The sequence below is a fragment of the Rhodoferax sp. genome (assembly GCF_028688795.1).
Taxonomy (GTDB): Bacteria; Pseudomonadota; Gammaproteobacteria; order Burkholderiales; family Burkholderiaceae_C; genus Rhodoferax.
Genome location: NZ_JAQTXM010000001.1, coordinates 250,019 through 275,476, shown reverse-complemented (window position 1 = coordinate 275,476; position 25,458 = coordinate 250,019). Strand labels below are relative to the sequence as shown.

20 protein-coding genes, 2 tRNA genes and 1 riboswitch are annotated in these 25,458 nt (G+C 55.3%); of the genes, 8 read left to right on the top strand and 14 right to left on the bottom strand.

Annotated features, from left to right (window positions below; genetic code table 11):
* Window positions 1–98 precede the first annotated feature (98 nt).
* Together PHQ58_RS01265 and PHQ58_RS01260 are read left to right on the top strand one after the other, a co-directional pair.
* Window positions 99–175 (top strand) — tRNA-Pro (locus PHQ58_RS01265).
* 20 nt (window positions 176–195) lie between these two features.
* Window positions 196–272: transfer RNA gene (locus PHQ58_RS01260), tRNA-Arg, on the top strand.
* 29 nt (window positions 273–301) lie between these two features.
* On the opposite strand, the gene PHQ58_RS01255 is transcribed toward PHQ58_RS01260, so the two are convergent.
* On the bottom strand, window positions 302–949 hold the full coding sequence (locus PHQ58_RS01255; protein ID WP_300105943.1) for a GntR family transcriptional regulator: 648 nt from the start codon (window positions 947–949) through the stop codon (window positions 302–304).
* 132 nt (window positions 950–1,081) lie between these two features.
* On the opposite strand from PHQ58_RS01255, the gene scpA reads away from it, so the two are divergent.
* From scpA to PHQ58_RS01225, 6 genes are all read left to right on the top strand, one after another.
* Window positions 1,082–3,238 (top strand): methylmalonyl-CoA mutase, encoded by a 2,157-nt coding sequence (gene scpA / locus PHQ58_RS01250; protein WP_300105941.1) that lies wholly within the window; start codon window positions 1,082–1,084, stop codon window positions 3,236–3,238.
* A 28-nt stretch (window positions 3,239–3,266) separates the two neighbouring features.
* Window positions 3,267–4,286 (top strand): methylmalonyl Co-A mutase-associated GTPase MeaB, encoded by a 1,020-nt coding sequence (meaB, locus tag PHQ58_RS01245; protein WP_300105939.1) that lies wholly within the window; start codon window positions 3,267–3,269, stop codon window positions 4,284–4,286.
* 67 nt (window positions 4,287–4,353) lie between these two features.
* Window positions 4,354–5,886: an acyl-CoA carboxylase subunit beta gene (locus tag PHQ58_RS01240; RefSeq protein ID WP_300105937.1), complete on the top strand. Its 1,533-nt coding sequence runs from the start codon at window positions 4,354–4,356 to the stop codon at window positions 5,884–5,886.
* Window positions 5,887–5,918: 32 nt separating this feature from the next.
* Window positions 5,919–7,967 (top strand): acetyl/propionyl/methylcrotonyl-CoA carboxylase subunit alpha, encoded by a 2,049-nt coding sequence (locus PHQ58_RS01235; protein WP_300105936.1) that lies wholly within the window; start codon window positions 5,919–5,921, stop codon window positions 7,965–7,967.
* Window positions 7,964–8,458, top strand: a complete 495-nt coding sequence (locus PHQ58_RS01230) for a VOC family protein (RefSeq protein ID WP_300105934.1) — start codon at window positions 7,964–7,966, stop codon at window positions 8,456–8,458. The genes PHQ58_RS01235 and PHQ58_RS01230 overlap by 4 nt, the downstream gene beginning before the upstream one ends.
* 76 nt (window positions 8,459–8,534) lie before the next feature.
* Window positions 8,535–10,049: a methyl-accepting chemotaxis protein gene (locus tag PHQ58_RS01225; RefSeq protein ID WP_300105932.1), complete on the top strand. Its 1,515-nt coding sequence runs from the start codon at window positions 8,535–8,537 to the stop codon at window positions 10,047–10,049.
* Window positions 10,050–10,062: 13 nt separating this feature from the next.
* Here the strand turns inward: PHQ58_RS01225 and rsxB are convergent, their stop codons facing one another.
* From rsxB to PHQ58_RS01160, 13 genes are all read right to left on the bottom strand, one after another.
* Window positions 10,063–10,758 carry an electron transport complex subunit RsxB gene (gene rsxB, locus PHQ58_RS01220; protein ID WP_300105930.1) on the bottom strand — a complete coding sequence of 232 codons (696 nt, stop codon included), beginning with the start codon at window positions 10,756–10,758 and terminating at the stop codon, window positions 10,063–10,065.
* Entirely contained in the window at window positions 10,755–12,344 is a 1,590-nt protein-coding gene (gene phaZ / locus PHQ58_RS01215) for a polyhydroxyalkanoate depolymerase (protein ID WP_300105928.1), read from the bottom strand. The genes rsxB and phaZ overlap by 4 nt, the downstream gene beginning before the upstream one ends.
* Window positions 12,345–12,525: 181 nt before the next feature.
* Entirely contained in the window at window positions 12,526–13,341 is an 816-nt protein-coding gene (locus PHQ58_RS01210; RefSeq protein ID WP_300105927.1) for a Rossmann-like and DUF2520 domain-containing protein, read from the bottom strand.
* Window positions 13,342–13,461: 120 nt separating this feature from the next.
* Window positions 13,462–14,658 (bottom strand): amino acid aminotransferase, encoded by a 1,197-nt coding sequence (locus tag PHQ58_RS01205; RefSeq protein ID WP_300105925.1) that lies wholly within the window; start codon window positions 14,656–14,658, stop codon window positions 13,462–13,464.
* A gap of 172 nt (window positions 14,659–14,830) precedes the next feature.
* Window positions 14,831–15,241: a type IV pilin protein gene (locus PHQ58_RS01200; protein WP_300105923.1), complete on the bottom strand. Its 411-nt coding sequence runs from the start codon at window positions 15,239–15,241 to the stop codon at window positions 14,831–14,833.
* A gap of 5 nt (window positions 15,242–15,246) precedes the next feature.
* The gene (locus PHQ58_RS01195) at window positions 15,247–19,539 is read right to left on the bottom strand and encodes a PilC/PilY family type IV pilus protein (protein ID WP_300105921.1); all 4,293 of its coding nucleotides are present in this window, start codon (window positions 19,537–19,539) and stop codon (window positions 15,247–15,249) included.
* 29 nt (window positions 19,540–19,568) lie between these two features.
* Entirely contained in the window at window positions 19,569–20,111 is a 543-nt protein-coding gene (locus PHQ58_RS01190) for a PilX N-terminal domain-containing pilus assembly protein (protein ID WP_300105919.1), read from the bottom strand.
* A complete protein-coding gene (locus PHQ58_RS01185; RefSeq protein ID WP_300105918.1) occupies window positions 20,108–21,196 on the bottom strand; it encodes a PilW family protein in 1,089 nt (362 codons plus the stop codon). Before PHQ58_RS01185 ends, PHQ58_RS01190 begins: the two co-directional genes overlap by 4 nt.
* Before the next feature lie 9 nt (window positions 21,197–21,205).
* Window positions 21,206–21,691, bottom strand: a complete 486-nt coding sequence (gene pilV, locus PHQ58_RS01180) for a type IV pilus modification protein PilV (RefSeq protein ID WP_300105916.1) — start codon at window positions 21,689–21,691, stop codon at window positions 21,206–21,208.
* A 22-nt stretch (window positions 21,692–21,713) separates the two neighbouring features.
* Entirely contained in the window at window positions 21,714–22,289 is a 576-nt protein-coding gene (locus tag PHQ58_RS01175; RefSeq protein WP_300105914.1) for a GspH/FimT family pseudopilin, read from the bottom strand.
* A gap of 99 nt (window positions 22,290–22,388) precedes the next feature.
* Window positions 22,389–22,838, bottom strand: a complete 450-nt coding sequence (gene nrdR, locus PHQ58_RS01170) for a transcriptional regulator NrdR (RefSeq protein WP_300105912.1) — start codon at window positions 22,836–22,838, stop codon at window positions 22,389–22,391.
* 62 nt (window positions 22,839–22,900) lie between these two features.
* The gene (gene glyA / locus PHQ58_RS01165; protein WP_300105910.1) at window positions 22,901–24,145 is read right to left on the bottom strand and encodes a serine hydroxymethyltransferase; all 1,245 of its coding nucleotides are present in this window, start codon (window positions 24,143–24,145) and stop codon (window positions 22,901–22,903) included.
* 21 nt (window positions 24,146–24,166) lie between these two features.
* A riboswitch (ZMP/ZTP riboswitch) is annotated at window positions 24,167–24,296 on the bottom strand.
* Between the two features lie 17 nt (window positions 24,297–24,313).
* A complete protein-coding gene (locus PHQ58_RS01160) occupies window positions 24,314–25,153 on the bottom strand; it encodes a lytic transglycosylase domain-containing protein (RefSeq protein ID WP_300105908.1) in 840 nt (279 codons plus the stop codon).
* Window positions 25,154–25,458 lie beyond the last annotated feature (305 nt).

Genomic DNA, 25,458 nt, shown 5'->3' with positions numbered 1-25,458 from the left:
ACGGTTTGGACCGTTGGCACGCATTGGATCAAAAAGAAGTCTTATAGCTGACTGGTCTTGGCTGAAAACGGTCAGTTGAGCTATTACAATAGTGTTGTCGGGGCGTAGCGCAGCCTGGTAGCGCATCTGGTTTGGGACCAGAGGGTCGAAGGTTCGAATCCTTTCGCCCCGACCATATTTTTCATCTCGGGACCTCAGCCCGTAGCTCATCCGGATAGAGCAATGTCCTTCTAAGACATGGGTAGGGGGTTCGAGTCCCTCCGGGCTGGCCATTCGTGCAATTGCCCTCTCCAAAAAATTTTCAGTTTGCAGCTTCAAGACCGTTTCGGAAATGCTCTTGCATGCGCTGTTGGCAGAGAACAGAGTCTCTGGTAATCAAGGCGTTCATGATGGCGCGGTGTTCGCCAAGTGATTCCTGAATGCGGCCATTTTTTAGCAAGGAATTATGGCGATTAAGTTTCATCACCTTGCGCAGATCGGCCACCATTTGGTCGCGCCAGCGGTTGTTGGCAATCTCAAGCAGGCGCATGTGAAAGCGCTCATTGATCTCAAAAAAACGTTCCTTGTCCTGTTTTTCAGGCAGCGCAGCCAGTTCAAGTTCTTGGTGAAGCGACTGCAGCTCACGCATTTGGCCTTCTGAAGCCGTTTCTGCAACGACGCCGGCAGCATCAGACTCAAGCAGACTGAGTAGGTGATAGACATCGCTTAAATCCCGTTCGGAAACCTCTGTCACGTAGGCCCCGCGGCGTACTTTCATTGTGACCAAGCCTTCTGCAGCCAGCACTTTGAGTGCCTCGCGCAGGGGCGTGCGACTGATGCCATAGGCTTCGGCAATTTTGAGCTCGTCGATCCAGCTTCCGGGTTCGAGCTCACGGTTAAATATGCGTTGGCGCAGCAACTCCGCTACTTCCTCGTAGAGTGCGCGCGGTGCTAAAGAAAGTGCTGCCATGGCAATTATTGTAAGCTGGACGGAATTTTTTGCATCAATAATTATAAATAATGTAAACTCAATTTGCTAAAGTTGGTGCGCTTCTTCAAATGCAGGAGCCTGCCGTTTACCTAATCTTTATTGCTTGCTGCCATGACACAAAATACCCCTGAATTTCAGCCCAGTAACCTGGACGCTTGGGCTAAAGCAGCTGCCAAGTCTGCGCCGGGTGGTGATGTGAACGCACTTAACTGGCATACACCTGATGGTATTTCCGTCAAGCCGTTGTATACCGCAGAGGACACCAAAGACCTCAAGTACACCAACACTTTGCCAGGGTTTGAGCCTTATTTGCGTGGTCCACAGGCCACAATGTATGCGGTGCGCCCCTGGACCATTCGCCAATACGCAGGGTTTTCTACTGCGGAAGAATCCAATGCTTTTTACCGCAAGGCGCTGGCTGCGGGCGGGCAGGGTGTGTCGGTGGCGTTTGATCTGGCCACCCACCGCGGCTACGACTCTGACCATCCTCGGGTGACGGGTGACGTGGGCAAGGCGGGTGTGGCCATCGACTCGGTCGAGGACATGAAGATTCTATTTGACCAGATTCCGCTGGACAAAGTGAGTGTGTCCATGACCATGAACGGCGCGGTGCTGCCGGTGCTGGCCGGCTATGTGATCGCGGCTGAAGAGCAGGGTGTCAGCCAGGACAAGTTGAGCGGCACCATTCAGAATGACATTCTGAAAGAGTTCATGGTGAGAAACACCTACATCTATCCGCCAGCACCCAGTATGCGCATCATTGGCGACATCATCGAGTACACGGCCAAGAACATGCCGAAGTTCAACTCGATCAGCATTTCGGGTTACCACATGCAGGAAGCGGGTGCCAACCAGGCGCTGGAACTGGCCTTTACATTGGCTGATGGCAAGGAATACGTCAAGACAGCCATTGCCAAGGGTATGGATGTCGATGAATTCGCGGGCCGCTTGAGCTTTTTCTGGGCGATTGGCATGAACTTCTACCTTGAAGTTGCCAAAATGCGCGCCGCACGCTTGCTGTGGTGCCGCATCATGAAGGGCTTTAATGCCAAGTCTCCCAAGAGCCTGATGCTGCGCACCCATTGCCAGACATCCGGTTGGTCGCTCACAGAGCAAGACCCCTACAACAATGTGGTGCGCACCACGATTGAGGCCATGGCGGCGGTATTTGGCGGCACCCAGTCGCTGCACACCAATTCGTTTGATGAGGCAATCGCCTTGCCCACCGAGTTTTCAAGCCGCATCGCGCGCAACACCCAGCTCATCATCCAGGAAGAAACGCATATTCCGAACGTGATCGATCCGTGGGCTGGCAGCTACATGATGGAAAAGCTGACGCAAGACATGGCCGATGCCGCATGGGCCATCATCGAAGAAGTCGAGGCCATGGGTGGCATGACCAAGGCCGTGGATTCGGGCTGGGCCAAGCTGAAAATTGAGGCTGCCGCCGCAGAAAAGCAGGCCCGCATTGACAGTGGCAAAGATGTCATCGTGGGTGTCAACAAGTACAAGCTGAAGACCGAAGACGCTATTGAGTCCCGTGACATTGACAATGTGGCGGTGCGTGATTCGCAAATCGCCCGCTTGAATAATATCAAGCAAAAACGGGATGCCGCCCAAGTAAAACAGGCGTTAGAAGCTATCGAAAACGCAGCAGCGCACGGTACTGGTAACTTGTTGGACTTGTCCATCAAAGCCATGCGCGCCCGGGCTACTGTGGGTGAAATCAGTGATGCCATGGAAAAATCATTTGGCCGCCACCGCGCCGATACACAAAAAGTGACTGGTGTGTATGCAGCCGCTTATGACTCGGCCGAAGGATGGGACAAACTCAAGGAAGAAATTGCCCAATTTGCCACCGACCAGGGCCGTCGCCCGCGCGTGATGATCAGCAAGCTTGGCCAAGACGGCCACGACCGTGGGGCCAAAGTGGTGGCCACAGCGTTTGCCGACCTCGGTTTTGACGTGGACATGGGCCCTTTGTTCCAGACCCCCGAGGAATGCGCACGCCAGGCGATTGAAAACGACGTGCATGCTGTGGGTGTGTCCACCCTGGCTGCAGGGCATAAAACGCTGGTGCCGGCCATCATTGCCGAGCTCAAAAAGCAGGGTGCCGACGACATCATCGTGTTTGTCGGTGGCGTGATTCCCCGCCAAGACTACGACATGCTGTACGAGGCGGGTGTCAAAGGCATTTACGGCCCGGGTACACCGATTCCGGCCAGCGCCAAGGATGTGCTGGAACAAATCAAGAAGGCTTTAGGCTAGCCGCTGCAGTAGCTTCTGTAGGGCATATATGGTCACGTCACAGTTACATGGCGCAGCTTTGGAAGACATCACGCGGGGCAACGGACTGCGTCAGCGCCGCGCCGTCGCAAAAGCCATCACGCTGCTTGAATCTACCCGTGCCGACCACCGGGAGCAGGCGGATGAGTTGTTGACGGCGTTGCTGCCTCACACCGGAAAGTCATTTCGGTTGGGCATCAGTGGTGTCCCGGGTGTGGGCAAATCCACCTTCATTGAGGCCTTGGGTTTGTACCTGATTGCGCAGGGCCACCGTGTGGCCGTGTTGGCAGTTGACCCCAGCAGCACGGTCTCAGGCGGTTCGATTCTGGGTGACAAAACCCGCATGGAATTGCTGTCGGTGCATGAAAACGCCTACATCCGGCCCAGCCCGAGCAGCGGCACGCTGGGTGGTGTGGCGGAGAAAACCCGCGAAGTCATGCTGGTGTGTGAGGCGGCAGGTTATGACGTGGTGATTGTGGAAACCGTAGGTGTGGGCCAAAGCGAGACGGCGGTGGCCAATATGACCGACATGTTTGTGCTTATGCAGTTGCCCAACGCCGGGGACGATCTGCAGGCCATCAAAAAAGGTGTGATGGAGCTTGCCGACCTGGTTGTTATCAACAAGGCCGACATTGACCCCGATGCCGCCACCCGCGCACGGGCTCAGATTTCATCAAGCTTGCGCTTGCTTGGTCTGCACGGTAACCCTGATCACATGCACCATGACGAAAAAATCTGGCATCCACAAGTGATGCAACTCAGCGCACTGCGCGCTCAGGGCGTTGACACGTTCTGGGCCAAGGTGCTTGAATTCAAGGCGTTGCAAATGGGTAGCGGCAAATTTTCCTCGCGCCGTCAAAAGCAGGCCTTGTCGTGGATGTGGGAACGCATTGATGCCGGTTTGAAACTGGCATTTGCCCAGCACCCTGCCGTCAAGAACCTGTTGCCCAAGCTGACCCAAGACGTGCTGGAAGGCCGGGTAGCAGCCTCTACTGCAGCACGAAATATGCTCCTAGCCCATGCAGAATAAGCGTGAGCAGCTATCAAATATATAACAATTAATTCAACCACATTTCTGACCCTAGAGAGACCAAGCCATGCACGATATTCTTGAACAACTGGAAAAAAAGCGCGAACTAGCCCGCTTGGGCGGAGGACAAAAGCGCATCGACGCGCAACACAAAAAAGGCAAACTCACCGCCCGTGAGCGTCTGGACGTGTTGCTGGACGAAGGCACGTTTGAAGAATGGGACATGTTTGTCGAGCACCGCTGCTCAGACTTTGGCATGCAGGACAACAAGATCCCAGGCGACGGCGTGGTCACCGGCTACGGCATGATCAATGGCCGTCTGGTGTTTGTTTTCAGCCAGGATTTCACTGTGTTCGGTGGTGCCTTGTCTGAGGCGCATGCCGAAAAAATCTGCAAGATCATGGACCAAGCCATGAAGGTTGGCGCGCCCGTGATCGGTTTGAACGACTCGGGTGGTGCGCGCATTCAGGAAGGTGTGGCGTCCCTGGGCGGCTATGCCGACGTGTTCCAACGCAACGTGATGGCCAGTGGCGTGGTGCCGCAAATCAGCATGATCATGGGGCCATCAGCTGGCGGTGCGGTGTATTCGCCTGCCATGACCGACTTCATTTTCATGGTCAAGGACAGCAGTTACATGTTTGTCACAGGCCCCGAAGTGGTTAAAACGGTGACGCATGAAGAAGTCACCGCCGAAGAGCTGGGCGGTGCCATCAGCCACACCACCAAGAGCGGTGTCGCCGACCTGGCGTTTGAGAACGACGTAGAGGCGTTGCTCATGCTGCGCCGCTTGTACAACTACCTGCCGCTCAACAACCGTGAAAAAGCGCCAGTGCGCCAAAGCGGTGACCCCAGCGGCCGCATCGAGCACAGCCTGGACACGCTGGTGCCAGACAACGCCAACAAGGCGTATGACATGAAAGAGCTGATCCTCAAGACGGTTGATGACGGCGACTTTTTTGAAATTCAGCCTGAATACGCCAAAAACATCATCATTGGCTTTGCCCGCATGGACGGCCAAACCGTGGGCATTGTGGCGAACCAACCCTTGGTGCTGGCCGGTTGCCTGGACATAAAGAGCAGCATCAAGGCCGCGCGTTTTGTGCGCTTTTGTGATGCCTTCAACATTCCTGTCATCACCTTTGTCGATGTGCCCGGTTTCATGCCCGGCACCGCACAGGAGTATGGCGGCATCATCAAGCACGGTGCCAAGTTGCTCTATGCGTATGCCGAATGCACGGTGCCAAAAATCACGGTGATCACCCGCAAAGCCTACGGCGGCGCGTATGACGTGATGAGCTCCAAGCACCTGCGTGGTGACGTCAACTTTGCCTGGCCCAATGCTGAAATCGCTGTGATGGGCGCCAAGGGCGCGGTGGAAATCATCTTCCGCGAAGACAAGGGCCATCCAGAAAAGCTGGCTGCCAAAGAAGCGGAATACAAAGCCCGCTTTGCCAACCCGTTTGTGGCGGGTGCCCGTGGCTTCATCGACGACGTGATTTTGCCCAGCGAGACGCGCAAGCGCATCTGCCGCAGCCTGGTCATGTTGAAAGACAAAAAGCTGGAAAACCCGTGGCGTAAGCACGGCAACATCCCGCTCTGATGGTTGCTGAGAACAAGAATAGGAACAACAACATGTTTACAAAAATACTGATTGCCAACCGCGGTGAGATTGCCTGCCGTGTCATCACCACCGCCAAAAAGATGGGCATCAAGACGGTGGCGGTCTACTCTGATGCTGACAAAGATGCACGCTTTGTGCTGCTGGCTGACGAAGCCGTACACATCGGCGCACCACCTAGCCGTGACAGCTACCTGGTGGGTGAAAAAATCATTGCGGCTTGCAAACAAACCGGTGCGCAGGCCTTGCACCCCGGCTACGGTTTTCTGAGCGAAAACGCCGAATTTGCCAAACGGGTCGAAGAAGAGGGCATTGTTTTCATTGGCCCCAAGCACTATTCCATGGCTGCCATGGGCGACAAGATTGAGTCGAAAAAACTGGCTGGCGCAGCGGGCGTCAACTGCATTCCGGGCGTTAATAGCGCGATTGAAACACCTGAAAAAGCGGTTGAGATTGCCCAAGGTATTGGTTACCCGGTGATGATCAAGGCCAGCGCCGGCGGTGGCGGCAAAGGCTTGCGCGTGGCCTACAACGACAAAGAAGCCTTTGAAGGCTTCACCAGTTGCACCAACGAGGCGCGCAACAGCTTTGGCGATGACCGCGTGTTTGTCGAAAAATTTGTCGAAGAACCCCGTCACATCGAAATTCAGCTGATCGGCGACAGTTTTGGCAACGTGGTGTATTTGAATGAGCGCGAATGTTCGATTCAGCGTCGCCACCAGAAAGTCATAGAAGAAGCGCCCAGCCCGTTCATCAGCGATGCCACCCGCAAAGCCATGGGCGAGCAAGCTGTGGCGCTGGCCAAAGCGGTCAACTATCAAAGCGCTGGCACAGTAGAGTTCGTGGTGGGTAAAGACCAGAGCTTTTATTTTCTGGAAATGAACACCCGTTTGCAGGTTGAGCATCCGGTCACCGAGTGCATCACTGGCCTGGACTTGGTGGAGCTGATGATTCGCGTGGCGGCTGGTGAAAAACTGCCCTTCACGCAAGCGGAAGTTAAACGCAACGGCTGGGCCATGGAATGCCGCATCAACGCTGAAGACCCGTTTCGCAACTTTTTGCCATCGACCGGTCGGTTGGTGCGCTTCTCACCGCCCAAACAAACCATGTTCCAGTCCAACACCACCGACTGGTTCGGTGTGCGGGTAGACACGGGTGTGCAAGACGGTGGCGAAATCCCGATGTATTACGACTCGATGATTGCCAAGCTCATTGTGCATGGCACGGATCGGCTGGACGCCATTGCCAAAATGCGCGAAGCCCTCAATGGCTTTGTCATTCGCGGTATCAGCAGCAATATTCCGTTTCAGGCGGCGTTGCTCGCGCACCCCAAGTTTGTTGCGGGTGATTTCAACACCGGCTTTATTGCCGAAAATTACGCCCATGGCTTCAGGGCGGAAGACGTGCCGCATGAAGACCCACGCTTTTTGCTGGCTCTGGCTGCTTTTGTACGGCGCAAATCGCGCGAACGCGCGGCGGGCCTGAGCGGCCAGTTGCCAGGCTACGCCGTCAACGTCGGCAGCGACTATGTGGTGGTGACACTGGGTGACGAAGGCGCCAATTCCTACACCCCGGTACATGTCGATGAGTTTGCCGGTAAATCTGGCTTTGCATGCGTCAGAATGGGCGCAGCTAGCTATGAAATTTGCAGCGATTCAAGGCTTAACGACGTGTGCATCACGGGTACGGTGAATGGCGCGCTGTTCACCGCGCAAGTCGAACGCGGCACCCCCAAGAACCCGTTGGCGCTGCGCTTGCAGCACAACGGCACGCGCATCGACGTGCTGGTCGTTTCCCCTCGCATGGCCGAACTGCATGCGCTGATGCCGTTCAAGGCCCCGCCTGACATGAGCCGCTACGTGCTCTCGCCCATGCCTGGTCTGCTGGTCGATGTGGCGGTGCAGGTTGGCCAAAAGGTTCAGGCGGGTGAGCGTGTGGCGGTGATTGAGGCCATGAAAATGGAAAACGTGCTGTTTGCCGCTGCCGATGGTGTCGTTGGCAAAGTGCTGGCAGCCAAGGGCGAAAGCCTCACGGTAGACCAACCGATTGTGGAGTTCGTATGACACAAGCTAGCCTAAATCGTCCGTTCAAGGTGCTTGGCATCCAGCAGATTGCCATCGGAGGCACCAGCAAGACCCGTTTGCAAAAACTCTGGGTTGACATGCTGGGCCTGGAAGTTACTGGGACGTTTCAGAGCGAACGTGAAAACGTCGATGAAGACATTTGCGCCATGGGTGTCGGGCCTTTCAAGGTCGAGGTGGACTTGATGCAGCCCATGGATGTGGACAAAAAACCGGCGGTGCACACCACGCCACTGAACCATGTTGGGCTGTGGATTGATGACCTGCCCAAGGCAGTGGAATGGCTTACCGCGCAAGGCGTGCGCTTTGCACCGGGTGGCATTCGCAAGGGCGCCGCCGGGTTTGACATTTGCTTTTTGCACCCTAAGGCGAATGACGAGTTTCCGATTGCGGGCGAGGGCGTGCTGATTGAGATGGTCCAGGCACCGCCCGAGGTGGTGTCGGCATTTGCCAAACTGGCGGCGGTTGTTTAGCGCTGGTTTTCCCTTGGCCCTGGAGTGATTTTCAGGGCGTAACATCTGCGTACTTTTCTTATTAAAGATTGTCGCGATGTTGGAACTTTTTCTGAAGCCAGGTCTTTGGTTGATGCGGCGTTTGTCGACAGGAGGCAAACTGGCTATTTTGCTCCTGATCAGTGTGGGGGCCTTGGCTGCACTGGTGCTTGCGCATGCATTCATGGCGCCGGTGGGCGCTGGGCTGAACAGCATGGTGATTTTTTCTGGGCTGCTGGCCATTTACCTGGGTGTGTCTTTTTACGCGGCTGTGTCGGGCGACCTGAAACAGGTGCAGGTCGCAATGGATCACCTGGTGCAAGGCAACTTGCGATTTAAGCCGGTGGTTCAGGGGCAAGATGAGTATGCGGCGCTGCTCGCCACAACTGGCCGCATCGGCACCAGCATCTCATCCATGGTGGCCAATGTGCGCAGCAATGCCGCTTTTGTGGCCCATGCCGGACAAAGCCTGGCCAGCGGCAACCGGGAGCTGTCTGACCGCACCGAACAACAAGCCGCCAATCTGGAGCAGACGGCTGCCAGCGTGCAAGAGCTGTCATCTACTGTCTCGGGCAACGCCCAGATGGCGGCACAAGCCAACACACAAGCCACCAGTTTGCGTGATGTGGCCGAACATGGTGTGGCCGCCATGACGCAAGCGATCACCTCTGTAGAGGTGATCCAGGGCAGCGCCAAGCGCATGGATGAAATTGTCAGTGTGATTGACGGGCTGGCGTTCCAGACCAATATTCTGGCGCTCAATGCGGCGGTGGAAGCTGCGCGCGCGGGCGAGTCGGGTCGGGGGTTTGCCGTGGTGGCCAGTGAGGTGAGGTCACTGGCCCAGCGTTCTGCCGCATCAGCCAAAGAGATACGCCTGCTGATTGGTGCGTCATCTGCGCAAGTGGCCACCAGCGTGCAAAGCATTCGTTTGGCGGGCAGTCAGATCACGCAAATTGTTTCAGGCATTCGGGACGTGGCCGCCAATATGTCGCAGATATCGGCTTCTAGTGCGGAGCAAAGTGTCGGCTTGACGGAAATCACCTCGGCGGTGCGCCAGCTTGATGAAATTACCCAGCAAAACGCCCAGATGGTGGAACATGCCGTGACGCAGGCTGCGAACCTGGAGCAACGCGCCTCAACGCTGGTGGATGATTTTGCCTTGTTCAGACTGCAACAGGGGGCGCCTGAGGAAGCGGTGGCGCTGGTGGCCCGGGCCATGCAGCATTGGCACCGAACGGGCTCCAGACCAAGTTTTGTGCGGGACATCACCGACCCAGATCAAGGCTATTCAGACCGGGACATGTATGTGTTTGTGCTTGACCAGCGGGGCACTTATTTGGCCTTTGGCGGTAACCAGAGCAAAGTGGGTACGCGCGTGCAAGACATTCCGGGCATTGACGGCCAGGGTTTGGTTGACGCCATTTTTCGTCAGGCGGCGCAGGAACCGGGTTGGGTTGAATATGACATCAGCAACCCTTCAACGGGGAAAGTGCAGTCAAAAATGTCGTATGTGATGCAAGCAGATGATCTTGCGGTGGGCTGCGGGGTTTATAAAAGCCTGGCAGCCAGCTGACAGCCGCTACAGGTTACGGCACCAGGTGCTCATGCTCGTCCGGGCGCTTGGGCTCGTTAGCCAGTTGTTTGGCTCTGGCCCGGGCCAGCGCTGCTTCAATCACCGCGCGTTTCTTGTCGAGCACGACCGGATCGGTGTGCTGGGAATGGGTGTTTAGGTCGGACAGCTTCAATACCGCTTTGGCTTCAAGCCTTTTGTCATTCTCAGCCTCTTCCCGTTTGCGCTTGTAGCTATAGAAATCATAGCGATTTCTGGCCTGATCAGCTTGCTCGGGTGACCATGCCGCCCAGCCCGTGGCGTTGCCGGAGACATTCTCAAGCTCAATGCAATCCACTGGGCACACCGGCAAGCACAACTCGCAGCCGGTGCAATAAGGCTCGATCACGGTGTGCATGAGCTTGTTAGCACCCACTATCGCATCCACCGGGCAAGCCTTGATGCACAGCGTGCAGCCAATGCACCAGGCTTCATCGATGAAAACGACCGTGCGGGGACCCTCAACCCCATTGACCGGGTTCAAGGGCAGTGCCGCGTGACCCGTGAGCACTGCCAGTCGTTGCACGCCCGCCATACCGCCGGGAGGGCATTGGTTGATAGCAGCTTTGCCGTCAACAATGGCTTGGGCGTAGGCGGCGCAATCAGGAAAGCTGCAGCGCGTGCACTGCGTTTGCGGCAGCACCGCCAAGAGGTCGGCGGTGCTGGGTGTCATGCCTTTTTGGTGGGGGTTGGCTGCTTGCCCAGCACGGCAGGCGCTGCCTTGGCGTTGGGCAATACGGCTGGCTTTGCCGCAACTTTTTCCGGTGCGGCGCCAGTGCTGGGCGCAACCACCGGCTTGGGCAATGGCTTGGCCACCACTTCAACGGCCTTGGCTGGGCTACTGACTGCGACCGCTGCTTTGGGTTCAATCGGAGTTTGTGCCTTGGCAACGGTGACTGGTACCACTGGCGCTTGTGGCTGAGGCGCTGAGACAGCGGATTCAATCGCTGGCGCAGCCAAGGGTGCTGCGGCCTTGGCTGTGACAGCCGCCTTCTTTGGCTGGTGGCTTTGAATGAATGCCACCACTTTCGGGTACACCATATCGCGCCAGCGGCGACCGGCAAAAATACCGTAGTGGCCCGCACCTTCGACTTCGTAATGCTCTTTATTTGCTTCAGTGACACCGCTGCAAATGGTGTGCACGGCAGCGGTCTGACCCGAGCCAGAAATGTCATCCAACTCGCCTTCCACCGACAGTAGGGCTGTGGTTGTGATGTCTTCTGGGTGAACGCGCTCGACCTTGCCGTCTACGCCTTTCACGTCCCAAGTGCCCTTGACCAGGTTGAATTCCTGAAACACCGTGATGATGGTTTCCAAGTAGTAATGCGAGTCCATGTCCAGCACAGCGTTGTACTCGTCATAGAACTTGCGGTGGGCTTCCGCGCTGGCATCGTCCCCCTTGACCATGTCCTTGAAGTAGTCGTAATGGCTGCGGGCATGGTTGCTGGGGTTCATGGCAACAAAGCCAGAGTGCTGCAAAAAGCCTGGGTAAACCTTGCGGCCGGCACCAGGGAAACGGGTGGGGACGCGGTAAATCACATTGTTTTCAAACCACTCAATGTTCTTGTTCATGGCCAGGTTATTGACCGCAGTGGGTGACTTGCGGGCATCAATCGGGCCACCCATCATGACCATGCTCAGGGGTGTGAGCTCTTTGCGGCTGGCCATCAACGACACGGCTGCCAGCACTGGCACGGTGGGCTGGCAAACGCTCATCACGTGGCAGTTGCCGTAGCGCTTTTGCAGATGGCGGATGAATTCCTGCACATAGTTGACGTAGTCGTCCAGGTGAAAATCACCTTCAGACGTGGGTACCAGGCGGGCGTTGGTCCAGTCGGTGATGTAGACCTTGTGGTCTTTAAGCATGGTCTTTACGGTGTCGCGTAGCAGCGTGGCGTAGTGGCCCGACAGGGGCGCCACGATCAGTACTGCAGGCTGGCCCTTGAGCTTCGTCAGTGTGGTGACGTCGTCAGTAAAACGCTTGAAGCGACGCAATTCGCAGAACGGTTTTTTGATCTCAATGCGCTCATGCACGGCCACTTCAACACCGTCCACGTCCACCGTGCGCAGGCCAAATTCTGGCTTTTCGTAGTCTTTGCCCAAGCGGTGCAGCAGGTCATAACCGGCCGAAAGACGCTGGGACATGGGGAGTTGGCCCATCATCGACAAAGGGTTGCCGTAAAGCTTGGCGGCAGATTGCGCCAGATCTGTGAACGGCTCCATCAGCGAACGTTGGGTTTCGTATAGTTTGTAGAGCACGGTAGATCACCTTTTATAAAAATGTTGCAGTGCAATATAACAGGTCTGGCTGTGCTGTAACTGAATGCAATTTTTAAACCGGTCAACTAGCCATTGATAATTCGCAATTGTTGTTGAAAAGTCCACAAAATTTAATTTTTGTTAAAGTCTCGTGCTGATTGACGTGCTTGATGGGCTGGGCTTAGCGCCGCCCCAATTGCCCTGCCAGCTCGCTGAGAGACCGGTAAGCCACACCCGCCTGCGCATCCCACTCCGCGACGGCCGCGCCTTGGGCTGCTACTAAAGAGGTGTCGCCCCGTGCGGCTGGCCCGGTAAGCGCGCCTTTGGGGCCAAGGGCGACGATGTTGTGGACCGCGTTGGCCAACAACGTGGCGCGCATTTGGTGCGCCAGGTCGGGCGGCATACCGCTTTGTTGCCACAGGCGCTCGGCCACATCTTGCAGCACCGGTAAGAAGTTGGTGGCAAACACGGCGCCAGCGTGGTAAAGCAATTTGTCAGCGGCAGCCAAATCAAAGCACTGAGCACCCAGGCGGGTAAAAAATGGTCGCAGTTCAATAAGCGCCGGCACATCGCCCTCAAGCGCACACGGCGTGCCGGCAAACTGCAGCAGTGCCGTAGCCGGCTCGGCGAAACTCATCAGGCAATGGGCACTGGCTATTTGCCAGCCTTTGTTTTTCATGGGCACGAGTTCTGCGGCACTGAGCGCGCCACTGCAATGAAAGGCCAGGGCAGGGGCCTGAGCCAAATCCAGCTGCGCCAAGGCGCTGGCCAAGGGCGCAATCTGGACGTCGGGCACGCCCAGCATCCACACATCGGCCGGGCGCAATTGGTGCATGTCTGACAAGGCCCGCCCGCCACCTATAAAGGCCACCGCCTGGGCGGCAGACGCAGCGCTGCGAGTCAACACGTCTTGCACCTGGTAGTGACCATCGAGCACCAGCAAGCGCCCCAACGTTTGTCCCACGCGGCCGCCGCCAATGAGGTTGATGGTTTTCATGAGGTGATTTAAATTGCTATAAAAAAAATAGCTGCCTGCGCTTATTATATAAGGGCTAGGCAGCTAAAAGTCTTATAAAAATCGGGTCGGACTCTGGCCCGCGTCACCCGATCAAAAGCATCACATCACTTTGGCAATGGATGCGCACACGTAGTCAATGTTTTTGCTGTTGAGCGCGGCCACACACATTCGGCCGGTGTCGGTGCCGTATACGCCAAACTCATTGCGCAGACGCACCATTTGGTCTTTGCTCAAGCCGGAGTAGCTGAACATGCCGATCTGGCTGGTAATAAAGCTCATGTCTTGCTTGACACCGGCCGCCTTCAGGCCGTCCACCAGCTTTTGGCGCATGGCCTTGATGCGCACGCGCATTTCACCCAGCTCTTTTTCCCACAGGGTGCGCAACTCGGGGTTGTTCAACACACCCGCCACAATCGCGCCGCCGTGCGTGGGTGGGTTGCTGTAGTTGGTGCGAATCACTACCTTGAGCTGGCTCAACACGCGGCCAGCCTCTTCCTTGTCCTGGCACAGCACACTTAAAGCCCCGACACGTTCACCATACAAGCTGAAGCTTTTGCTGAACGATGTCGACACGAAGAAGTTCAGGCCAGAAGCCACAAACTTACCAATCACTGCGCCATCTTCGGCAATACCAAAGCCAAAGCCCTGGTAAGCCATGTCCAGAAACGGCACCAGAAATTTGTCCTTAATCACGGCAATTACCTCGTCCCATTGAGCCGGGCTGATGTCATAACCCGTGGGGTTATGGCAGCAGGCATGCAGCAAGACAATGGTGCCCACGGGCGCGGCGTTCAGGTCGGCCAGCATGCCGGCAAAGTCCAGGCCACGGGTGGTTTCGTCATAGTAGCGGTAGCTTTCCACCACAAAACCGGCATTGGTGAACAAGGCGCGGTGGTTTTCCCAGCTTGGGTCAGAAATCAGCACCTTGGCATCGGGGTTCAGGCGCTTCAGAAAGTCGGCGCCAATTTTTAGTCCGCCGGTGCCACCAACGGCTTGCACGGTAGCAATGCGGCCACTCTTCACGGGCTCGCTGTCGGTGCCAAACACCAAGCCCTTGACGGCTGCATCGTAGGCGGCAATGCCATCGATCGGCAGGTAGCCACGCGGCGTGGGCTTGTCCATCATGGTCTTCTCGAACGCCTGCACGCACTGCAACAACGGCAGCTTGCCGTTGTCGTCAAAGTACACGCCCACGCCCAAGTTGACCTTGGCTGGGTTGGTGTCGGCGTTGTATTGCTCGTTCAGACCCAAAATGGGGTCGCGCGGGGCCATTTCGACAGCGGAAAAGAGAGACATGAGAGGGTCCTGTTCAAAAAAGTTGAAAGAGAAAGCCGAGAGGGTGAATCGGAATGCTGGTTTACCCGCATTTTACCGACGGTTTTCTTGGCCACAGGTGGTACCGCGCACTGCACGCAGGCCAGCAAATGTGTTGTTGATGAGTGTCCGATCCCTGCGACCGCCGGAAATATTAGCGCCAACAATCTGCTACTGAACCAGTTCCTGACTCTGTCTTTTCACCCAAATGGTTGATCGAGAGCGTGTCGCACTTCGTATCGCCAACTTGTGCACCTGTTGGCGTTGCCTCAATTTTGTAAGTTGAGGCTGTTGGTTCGCTGGTTGCAAATGCAAAGGTGTAAAAACTGGCTAGATCGGTTTGACAACTTGCCGCAGGTAGTGCCACCACGTAAGACATGGCTGTTGCATACTGGCGTTCCATTTGCTGTGACAGCTCCATCAAGCAAGCGCCGGCGGTGACGCGACGCGTTCGCAACACATGCTCTTGGTAGCTAGGCAGTGCAATGGCTGCCAAAATGCCAATGATGGCGACAGTGATCATGAGTTCAATCAATGTAAAGCCCAACTGAAAACGTTTATTCATAGTAATTAGTCCCGAACAATTTCACGCCACGAAATGCGACCCTTTAGGGGCGTCAGACCCAGATTGACACCAATGTCAGCGACGCGTTTGTCCAAGTCTGGACTGGTGCCACCTACAACCAGTCTGCCGCCTATCAATGTTGGTCGACTTGGCAGACCAATTCCCAGATCGACTGATCCAATAAATAAAGTTGAGAGTAAATCGTCCGTAAAATTTTTGTTGTTGTTAACGTCCAGAATACCCTTGGTGACTGAACCGCCAGTGAACGGGCTGAGGGCATTGATATAACCCGTGCCGCCCGGTATGCATGGGTCCGTGGCTGCGGGGATGATCGAGCTCGACACCAGCACTGGCAACGCCAACTTATAAACGATGGGCTCTGTGATCATGCGCTCACCCGGGGGTGCGGTGAAATCTAAGTACCACCCGTGCTTTCCGACCATGTCACCCGCAGTTGCTGCGGAAAACGCGCGTACCGGTTTGCCTGCAAAGGTTCCAGATGCTGCGACGGTTCGTTCCCTCAATTGCGTCCGGTCGGTTATTGCTGTGCTTTCATCAATCAAGCCATACCAAGTTTGAATTGCAGTAGCAGCCGGGTCGCCCGTGCGGAAATACGAGCCTGTACCAAAAAAGACAAAGCGTTTGCCTTCGTGGGTGTCGCCGCTTACGGTGTCAATCGCTACAGTGATTGGCGCGGTTATCGGTTGGGGGTTGTCTAATGCATCTTTTGCAACAAACAAGGGTTTGACACTCAGAGCAACTGACCAGGTGCTGATGGTGCTTGAGCTCACGTCAAACTTCCAAACATTGCCTTTAAGGTCGCCAGCGTAAATATAGTCAATGGTGCCATTGCCGTCGGCATCAAACACGCCTGGTGTAGCCAAGCCGTTGTCGCTGCCGACCAAAGTGTCGAGTTTTTTGACGCTGGTGATCTGGCCGCTGCTGTTCAATAAAAAGATATACAGCACAGCCTTGCCGCTGGAGCTGTTGTACCCGTTGCTCACAATGACAGCGCCTGTGCCGTTGTTCATTTTTGCGTAAATTGGTCGCCCTAACATGAGTCCAAGATCTGCATCTGCGGCGGCGGCTGTGCTACCAGCGGGCGTGTATTCCCAGAGAAAGTTTGAGCTGCCAAAAGTGGTTGGGGTGGTAACGTTAAGCCCAAACAAACCCTTGCCACCTCGGCCAAGTGCTGCAAAAAGCAGATTGCTGTTTCCCGTTTCCGCGGTCTTGGGTGATACCACCACATCGCCATCAGCTAAATATTCATGGGTGTAGCCGGGTGAGGTTAGCGCTTTGAGTCGCGATACGGCTTCGGACGGGATGAACCCAAATAACTCCGTGCCAGCGCTATTTGCGACACTGCCGTTGCTGGCTTTGAAGGCATGAAGCATGCCGTCATTTGCGTTGACATAAATGGTGTCGCTGTCTTTTTCATAAAAAGGGGATGAGTGCACGATGTCGCCCAACACATGGGTAGACCGATCACGGAAGTTACCGGAGTTTTGCAACTCCTTGGTACGCACCCCACGCAAGTAATCAACAACATCCTGGCTGTTGTCAATTGTGGTTGAGATGTCTGCATCAAAGTAAGCTTTGTCTGTCGAAGACAGGCTGCCCCATGAGAAAGCGGATGTTGCCCCACTGGGGGTGTGAATATACAGTTGACGTGAAGTCGGCGCTGGTACCTTTGCCGAGGCCTCCCACTCGGTGGTGGTGCTGACACCTGAGCTTGTCACAGGGTAGGCAACCAGATCGCCAGACCAGTAACTGGAGTCAAAGCGCGCCTGGAAAACCCGGGAATTGGTCGTGATGCTGGAGCTATTGGCAATGACGTTGCTGGCGCTGGAGTTGGTTTTGAAAATGCTGTCGAAAGCCTTCTTGAGCGATTCTTTGAGTTTGAGCGGGTTTTGAACGAGGAAGTAAGTGTCGGGCACACCGTTGCCGTCGGTGTCCCATTCGCTGGTCAAATCTGGCTTGTCATTGTTGTTTTTGTCATTGAAACCACCCCATTTTGCAGCGTACCAAAGCGGGTCTTTAAGGAGGGTAGCAGAGGCAGTCGAGCTTGATGTAAATGTGATGTTGCTTTTGTCCAGGGGACTGGCACCACCGATGTAAGGCAGCTTTTTGCATGCTGCCGGCATGGTCGCTACGTCACAGTCGCCGGGGGCCTTCCCCGGAGGAACGTTCAGGAAATAAGGAATATCGACATTTTCGTCTTGCACCACCAAATAGACACCGTCTTTGGTAGTACCTGAAATGATGTAGCCGATGCTGTGTTGAATTCCACCGGCTTGGTAGGTGGGCGTTAGGATGACTTGAACAGTGCTATCTGCATTCGCTTTTATCTCGTACTCAACAATGGCATCCATATCGTGGTCGGCACCTTGCTCAACGTCTTCATAGTTGATCCGGAATTTGGCGTAAAAACGTCCACCATTGACAGTGCTATCCGCATCGGCCGTGCTGGAATTGGCGATTGTTTCAACATAAAAATCGACAATCTGGTTGGTTGGCTGAAAGTCGCCTTTCACATTGGAGATACTAGATCCACCTACGGATTTGGCAAAAGGAACTAGCGTAACCCCGCGGCCGTTAGGAAGTTTGACTTCCATACGTGGCAATGGTGAGGCCAGCGCCACGTTGAACGTGTCAATGTTTTGTGTTCCTGTGAGATCACTGCGCAGGTCCGAGCGCTTCGCAAAATACGCCACTGCCGCGGAATAGTAACTACCTTGTTTTGTCGGTTCCTCGGGTGCCAGCCCCCGGATATTGCTCAACGAACTGACCGCCTTGGCTGTCGGTGCCGAGTCGCTGACCGTCCCTGATTGCCCAATAAAGCGCTGCCCAATGATGCCGGATTCCACTGCAGTGATTTTGTCTGCCTCATTGGTGACATTTAAAAGTGATAAGTCGCCAGTAAAGCTGGCGAATGCGCTACCGGGCACTTGGTCAGAATCAAAAGATGGATTGATATCAGAAATGGTCAGAAAGTTTGCTTTGGCGCAGCGTGGGGCCTTGGCAGCGCTCGTACTTGCATATGGGTCGTCCCAGGTGACGGTGGATAGACCTACTTCGGAGTCTTTCGTCCCCGCAGAAGTGAAGGCACTGGTCCCGGCACTTTTTCCGGAAAAATAGCGTACCCCTTCGTACATCATTTCACCTATGGGGTTACCCCAGTCTGGAAACAGACCTTCCGTCATGGCTGATGTGGTTTGCCAGCCGCCTTTGTAGGCATTGTCAGTCCTGTCGTTGTTGAAATCCCGGATTCGCAGGCGATCAAAGGTTTTTACGATCTTCGCGCTGCTTGTGAATATGCCAGTAGTGGAACTCACCTCATCTGCAAAAGATGAGACCACTTTTCTTAAAACACCCCCCGACATATTCTTGTCATAGCTGCCAGTGAGCAATCCGAAAAGCATAGAGTTGTTTTCACCATAGTCATGCAGCAGGCCGATGGGCTTGTAGACCGTGCCGTACTGCTTGCAACCCTCGTTGAATGTTGCGGTGCAAACCTTAACCCTCACCGTGTAGTCTTTGCGTGTGCCACCATGTGTGCCGTCCAATACGGGCCGCTCTTTGGAAGCCCATTCCCAGACTCGTTTGCTTGAGTTTGTGACCACTGACATGAGTGGCGGCAAATCGCTGCAGTCGTCCAAGTCTTTGCAGTTTTTGCCAGCATTGGCAGTTAGGTTCCCGAAAAAGTGACGTTTTCCGCTGCTTGGCGATGACAGAGTTGTGTAGTCACTGATCTTGTAACCATCCACCGTAGCACTGGCGTATTCTTTGGCCCAAGAATGAGCGTCTTGCGGAATATAGGCACGGCGCAGAATGGTTTGCGTTGTGCTGTCGACCTCCCGATAGCCTCCATAAAGTACTTTTCGGAGCGAGTCGATGCGGCTGGTCGTGATGTAATTTAGCCAGTTACCAGACCACCCGCTAGCGCATGTGTTCAACGCTCCTGCTGCGGAACTTGGTGTGAATAAGCCACTATTGCCTTCGCCGCTGCCATTGTCCGAGTAGCAGACCTTTGAATCAAACAGGCCGTAATAGGTGATGCTGGGTTTAAACCGAATGTCAATGGAGCCATCTCCATCGATATCTGCCGTGTCGTTATAGGCTTCGTAGAATAATTTGTGGTCTTTGCCTGCCACCAGCATGACCATAGGTTTTGCGCTGATTTGGGTGACCAAAGGTGTGTTGGGGATGGTCACGGCGCTGGACGCCAGGGCGGCAAGCGTCGCAGTAGTCAGCGTTGCAGACTTGACGCTTAAGGCAAAGTAATTACTGAACTTCATGGCAGTTCCTTGTGAAATTGGGTTGCGTGTTAGTCAGTGGCGTAAATCGACTGCAGCATGACCGATGACCTTGCGCTGCTGCCATCGTGGCTGCGTGCGGTGACGCGGTAGCGTTTGCAGGTAATGCCTGAGGCAGTTCCCTCACCGGGGCGACATTCAAAGTCGGCACCAAGAAACTCTACAAAATATTCAGGTGTCACGGCCAATACACCTGTGCCGACGGCTGACAAAGCTTGCCATGACGTAAAAGTGTCATCAAGCCAGCGTGGTGTATCGGTTGCCGCGGGGGGGGCGCAGCTCATCAAGGTGGCCACCACGCTGCAGCCTGCTGTAGGGGTGGGTTTGTTGGCCTCGACCAACTGTTCGACGTCACGTAGGGCTGCTTCGGTGGCCTGAAATGCCAGGCTTCTGTCTAGGCTGTGGTTGGCCATTCTTTCTTCCTGGGTGATACCGCGAATGCCAGCCAAACCCAGTAGTGTCATGATGACCAGAAGGATCAGGCTGATGATGAGGGCAGCACCGCGTTGCCTTTGCGGCTGTTGACTGCGCATGAAATGATGTGTATTTGTCATGGCGCAATAAATGTGTCGCGGTTGCGTAGTCCAACCACATGGATCAAATGCCGCTGAATCGGGGTCTGGCTGGTGCTCACGTTGTCGCTGGTTTGCAAAGTCAGGTCAATGCGCACCGCGACGACTTGTGCGGTGGTGTTGTCATCAGTCCAGTTAGTGATTGAATCGGCAGCCACCCAGTTGTTGGCAAGGATACCGGTCGTGCCGTCTCTGGTGAGGTAGGTGATCTGCAGGTCTTGCACGCCTGGAATCATCTCATCGGGTGGATTGGTTACGCTGGTGTTGGTGCTTTTGATCATGGTACGAAACAAGGAGCGCTGCCCCTGGGCGTTATGGCCTACGTACCAGAAAGATGTGACCAATTTCGAAACCGACCCATTGGCTGAAAATATCTTGTTTGCGCTGGTGGTACAGGCGACATTTGTATCCAGACTGTTTGTACAGTTAAGAGGAGCGAAATCTTTGTCGTAGCTAATGTGTTTCCAGGATCCTGCTCCTACGGTGCCTATTTGAAACAATGCCGCCTGTAGACCGTCGCAAGCTAGAGCAATGTCGTCAGCCGCCAAGCCTGTGACTGTTGCCAAGTCGATTTCTGTGTCTGCGTGACTTGTAATGACGTGCTGGTCAGTTGCTGTGTGTATCGATGTCAAGGCATCGGTACCAGAGACGCGGGTATTCGCTGCCGTACCAAAACCTACTTGCGATGCGGTATCGTCTGCGCCGTCGTAACCACGAATCGTGCCACCATTCCAGTCAGACCACCACGGAATGGCACCAGATACCCGTATCACGTTGACCACTTTTATTACACCGCATGGATTAAGCCCTGCTTCACGAATATCGCGTGCCATCAGGTCAAACGCTGTTCTGGCGTTCTCCTGAATGCGCATCAAGTTGTCATTGACCTTGGCTGTTTGATTGGTGGAGATAAAGATATTAAGCACACCTCCAACGATGACCAAACCCAGTACCAGCGAGATCATCAACTCGATTAGTGTTAGGCCGCGTTGGTATCGACGTTGCCTTGGCGCTGCGGTAATGCACTTCACGCCTGACTGGTTTGTATAGGGCTTTAAATGGTTCATAGGTCTGCCCTAAAGCCTGGAAAAGGTTTCAACAATTTGTACCCCCAGCCCACCCGCACGGCTGTCATCCCATCGCACTTGCACGTGGCAATTGCCATCGGCATCACACAGTACGGCACCACAGGTGGTAGTGTCAGCACTGTTTCCTATCGCTGATTTGAGTGAAGTTATCCAGTCCTTGAGGTTGTTATCGGCCAAGGTTGTGCCTGTCACGGCGGCTGGATTGCAAATCGGCCCAATCTTGCCAGCGACCAGTGAGCCTGTGTTGTAAGCCAAAGCTTTGGCACTGGCCTGGTCTACCCGCATGGCGTCCAGGATGTAGTAGCTCATCACCACCGCCTGTGTCTTTTGCATACTGCTTTGGTTGCCTTTGATGGCGCGCGCTTGCAGGGCGGCCATGCCAAGCAGGCCAAAACTGGTGACTAGCAGCGCCACAAGGACTTCTATCAAACTGGCACCACCTTGGGTTTTTAACGAGTTGGGTTTCATAAGCATTTGATGAACAACGATAACGATTTCATGTTGGCGCAGGACAAGTAGCAGCAACGCCAGCTGGTTTTTCAATATTGACGCGCCCGACCCAGTTGATCTTGATGTCCCGCGCTCGTGTGTCGTTAGTCAATGCAGATGAGGGGCTACAGACGCGAATAGTGCCAGCACCTGAGCCTCCATTCATCAGCTTGGCTTGCCCGTCGGCACCGTAAGACACATAGGGCATGCTTCCCTTGGTTTTGATGATGATGGTGTTAGTCAGTGCAGGGCTGATGGCGGTGATGGTTTCATCGGTGGTATCGACATTGGCGCTTGCGCCGCTGTGGTCATCATCGTTGAACATGATCCAGCCTTGTGACCAGTCGCCAGTGGTGGTGCATTGGGCACTGTCAGCGCTCATGCAGACCGTAACGCGTTTACCCCGGCGAATCGCGTCTGATCTTGCGCGCCCAAAGGTGGCAATCAGGTCATTGGTGGTCGATGTCAGGTTCGATGCGGCGATCATGCCTTGAAAGCTGGGCACTGCTAGCGCAGCAAGAACCGCCACGATGCCAATCACCACCAGCAATTCGATCAAGGAAAACCCATACAAATTTTTCATATGTATGCAGCATGCCCGAAGTGAAAGGATTGTTTTAGTCCGAAATGGACGAGTGGTTTGTTTTGCCCTATCAGCGGTAGGGTGTGCGTAGCTAATGGCCTACCGCCCCACCTCATCCACCAGCGTCCGAAACTCATCAATGTCCTCAAAACTCCGGTACACACTGGCAAAGCGCACATAAGCCACCTTGTCGAGCTTTTTCAGTTCGTGCATGACCAGCTCGCCAATGCGGGTGGACAGCACCTCGCGCAGGCCCAGGTTCAGCAGTTTTTCTTCGATACGCTCGACCGCGCCATCGACCTGCTCAATGCTCACGGGCCTCTTGCGAAGCGCCAGCTTCATGGACGCCAGCAGCTTGGCGCGTTCATATTCAATGCGACGTCCATCTTTTTTGACAATCGCCGGGAAGGTGACATCAGGCCGCTCGTAGGTGGTAAATCGCTTGTCGCAAGACGCGCAGCGGCGCCGGCGGCGGATAAAGCCCCCGTCTTCAGACACCCGCGTTTCAACCACTTGGGTGTCGGGGTGACTGCAGAAGGGGCATTTCATCGTTGCTTAATCAGTTGCGGACAGTGCTGGTGCACTGCGTGTCACTGCGGTCTGTCCCGCAATCAACCATAGACCGGGAACCGCGCGGTCAATGCGTTCACCTTGGCGCGCACGGCGGCAATGTTGGTCTCGTCGCGCGGGTTGTCCAGCACGTCAGCCACCAAGTTAGCCGTGATGCGTGCTTCTTCGTCCTTGAACCCACGGGTGGTCAGGGCCGGGGTGCCAATGCGCACGCCGCTGGTCACCATGGGTTTTTCCGGGTCGTTGGGGATGGCGTTTTTGTTGATGGTCATGTGGGCAGCGCCCAACACGGCTTCAGCTTCCTTGCCGGTGATGTTTTTGGAGCGCAAATCGACCAGCATCACATGCGATTCGGTGCGGCCGCTCACAATGCGCAGGCCACGCTCAGTGAGCGTTTCGGCCACGATGCGGGCATTTGTCAGCACTTGTTGCTGGTAGATCTTGAAATCAGGTTGCAACGCTTCCTTGAAGGCCACAGCCTTGGCTGCAATCACGTGCATCAGCGGGCCGCCTTGCAGGCCGGGGAAGATGGCGCTGTTGATGGCCTTTTCATACTGCGACTTCATCAGAATGATGCCACCGCGTGGGCCGCGCAGGCTTTTGTGGGTGGTGCTGGTGACGATGTCAGCGTGCGGTACGGGGTTGGGGTAGACACCGGCAGCAATCAAGCCGGCGTAGTGGGCCATGTCGACCATGAAGATGGCGCCCACGTCTTTGGCCACTTTGGCAAAGCGTTCGAAGTCAATGCGCAGGCTGTAGGCGCTGGCACCGGCAATGATCAGCTTGGGTTTGGACTCATGCGCCTTGCGCTCCATGGCGTCGTAATCAATGGCTTCATTGGCATCCAGGCCGTAGCTCACCACGTTGAACCATTTGCCGCTCATGTTCAACGCCATGCCGTGCGTCAGGTGGCCACCTTCGGCCAGGCTCATGCCCATGATGGTGTCGCCGGGCTTCAAAAAGGCCAAAAACACCGCTTCGTTGGCCGATGCGCCGCAATGCGGTTGCACGTTGGCAGCTTCAGCGCCAAAAATCTGTTTGACGCGGTCAATGGCCAATTGCTCGGCAATGTCAACAAACTCGCAGCCACCGTAGTAGCGCTTGCCGGGGTAGCCTTCGGCGTATTTGTTGGTCAGCTGCGTGCCTTGCGCGGCCATGACGGCGGGCGAGGCGTAGTTTTCGCTGGCAATCAGCTCAATGTGATCTTGCTGGCGCTGGTTTTCAGATTGGATGGCGGCAAACAGCTCGGGGTCAGTTTGCTCGATGAGGATGTTTCGGTTGAACATGGCGGTCCTTAAAGACGTGGGTTAAGGTGCCCAGGCGAACGGCTGATCACAAAACCGCAATGGGCTTTGCGGCACGCTCCCCCGTGGTGTTCCCACTTCAGCAGCACACCCCTTTTCAGGGCGCTGCCTATCGCCAGTCGCGTGCGGTGCGCAGTTTAACTGAAGCGGTTAATTCAGGGCCACGGTGGCCGCTTTGTCAGGGTTACCAGCAGGTGCTGCTGGTGTTGCTGGCACAACCAAAGCCTCAGTTCTTGCGGGGGCCGGATTGGGTTGGGCGGCTGTTATGGACATTTGACGGCCCTGAGCCACCTGTTGCAGGCGGGCGTATTCAGCCATCACCTTGGACGCATAGCCGTTGTCGTCTTCCAGGTTGGCCGCGCCGACGTAGTATTTCAGGCCACCTTCAGTAGAGCCAGCCACCCGAATGCAGTCTTGCAGCACCTTCACACCCACACGCAGGTTGGCCAAGGGGTCAAAGGCTGCGAACGTGCCACCAAAGCTCTGGTATTTGTCACTGTGGATTTTGGTCATGACTTGCATCAAGCCTTGTGCGCCAACCGGGCTCTGGGCAAACGGGTTAAAGCCGGATTCAATCGCCATGACTGCCAGAATCAGCGTGGGGTCAAGTTTGGTGCGTGCGCCAATTTCATAGGCCTCAGCCACCAACGCGCTAACGGGCTCTGGCGCCACGCGGTACTTTTTGCTCAGCCAATAGGCCACTGCGGCTTGTTGCTTGGGCAACACTTTGGGGTCAGCTGCGGTAGCGCGGTCACTGGCGACCAGGTCGCTCACCACACCACTGACTTCAGCCTGGCGATCTTTCAGCCAACTGAACAACTGGATCTCGCCAACCTGGCGAAGTTCGGGACGGGCCACCAGGGTCATGGCGGCAAATAAAACAGCCAGGCCGATCAGGGCGAAACTGTTGTGCGTGATTTCGAAAAAGCCTTTGGTGACGGTCGCTGTGATGCGCCGCAGGCTGGTGGTCATTTTTGTAGATGCTGACATAGCTTCTCCTTCTTGCGCGCTGATCTGTCGAGGCGTGATGCACGGGGCACACGGATCGCCAGGGGCAGCGCCTGGGTTGTTACGCTATCAATATCCTGCGGGTATTTCTCCAGTGAGTGCAGAAACTTGATGTTGCCGGGGTCGGCAGCGGGGGGCGGGTTTTCCCTGATAGTGCCAGGGACGGCGGATTCTAAGGGGCTTGAATATACCAAGTCAACCATATCAAATCTATTTGTTATATTGTAAATCGTGATTTAATTCGCATTTTTGAGGGTGTTGCCTCGGGGGTTTGGCGCCGTTGGATT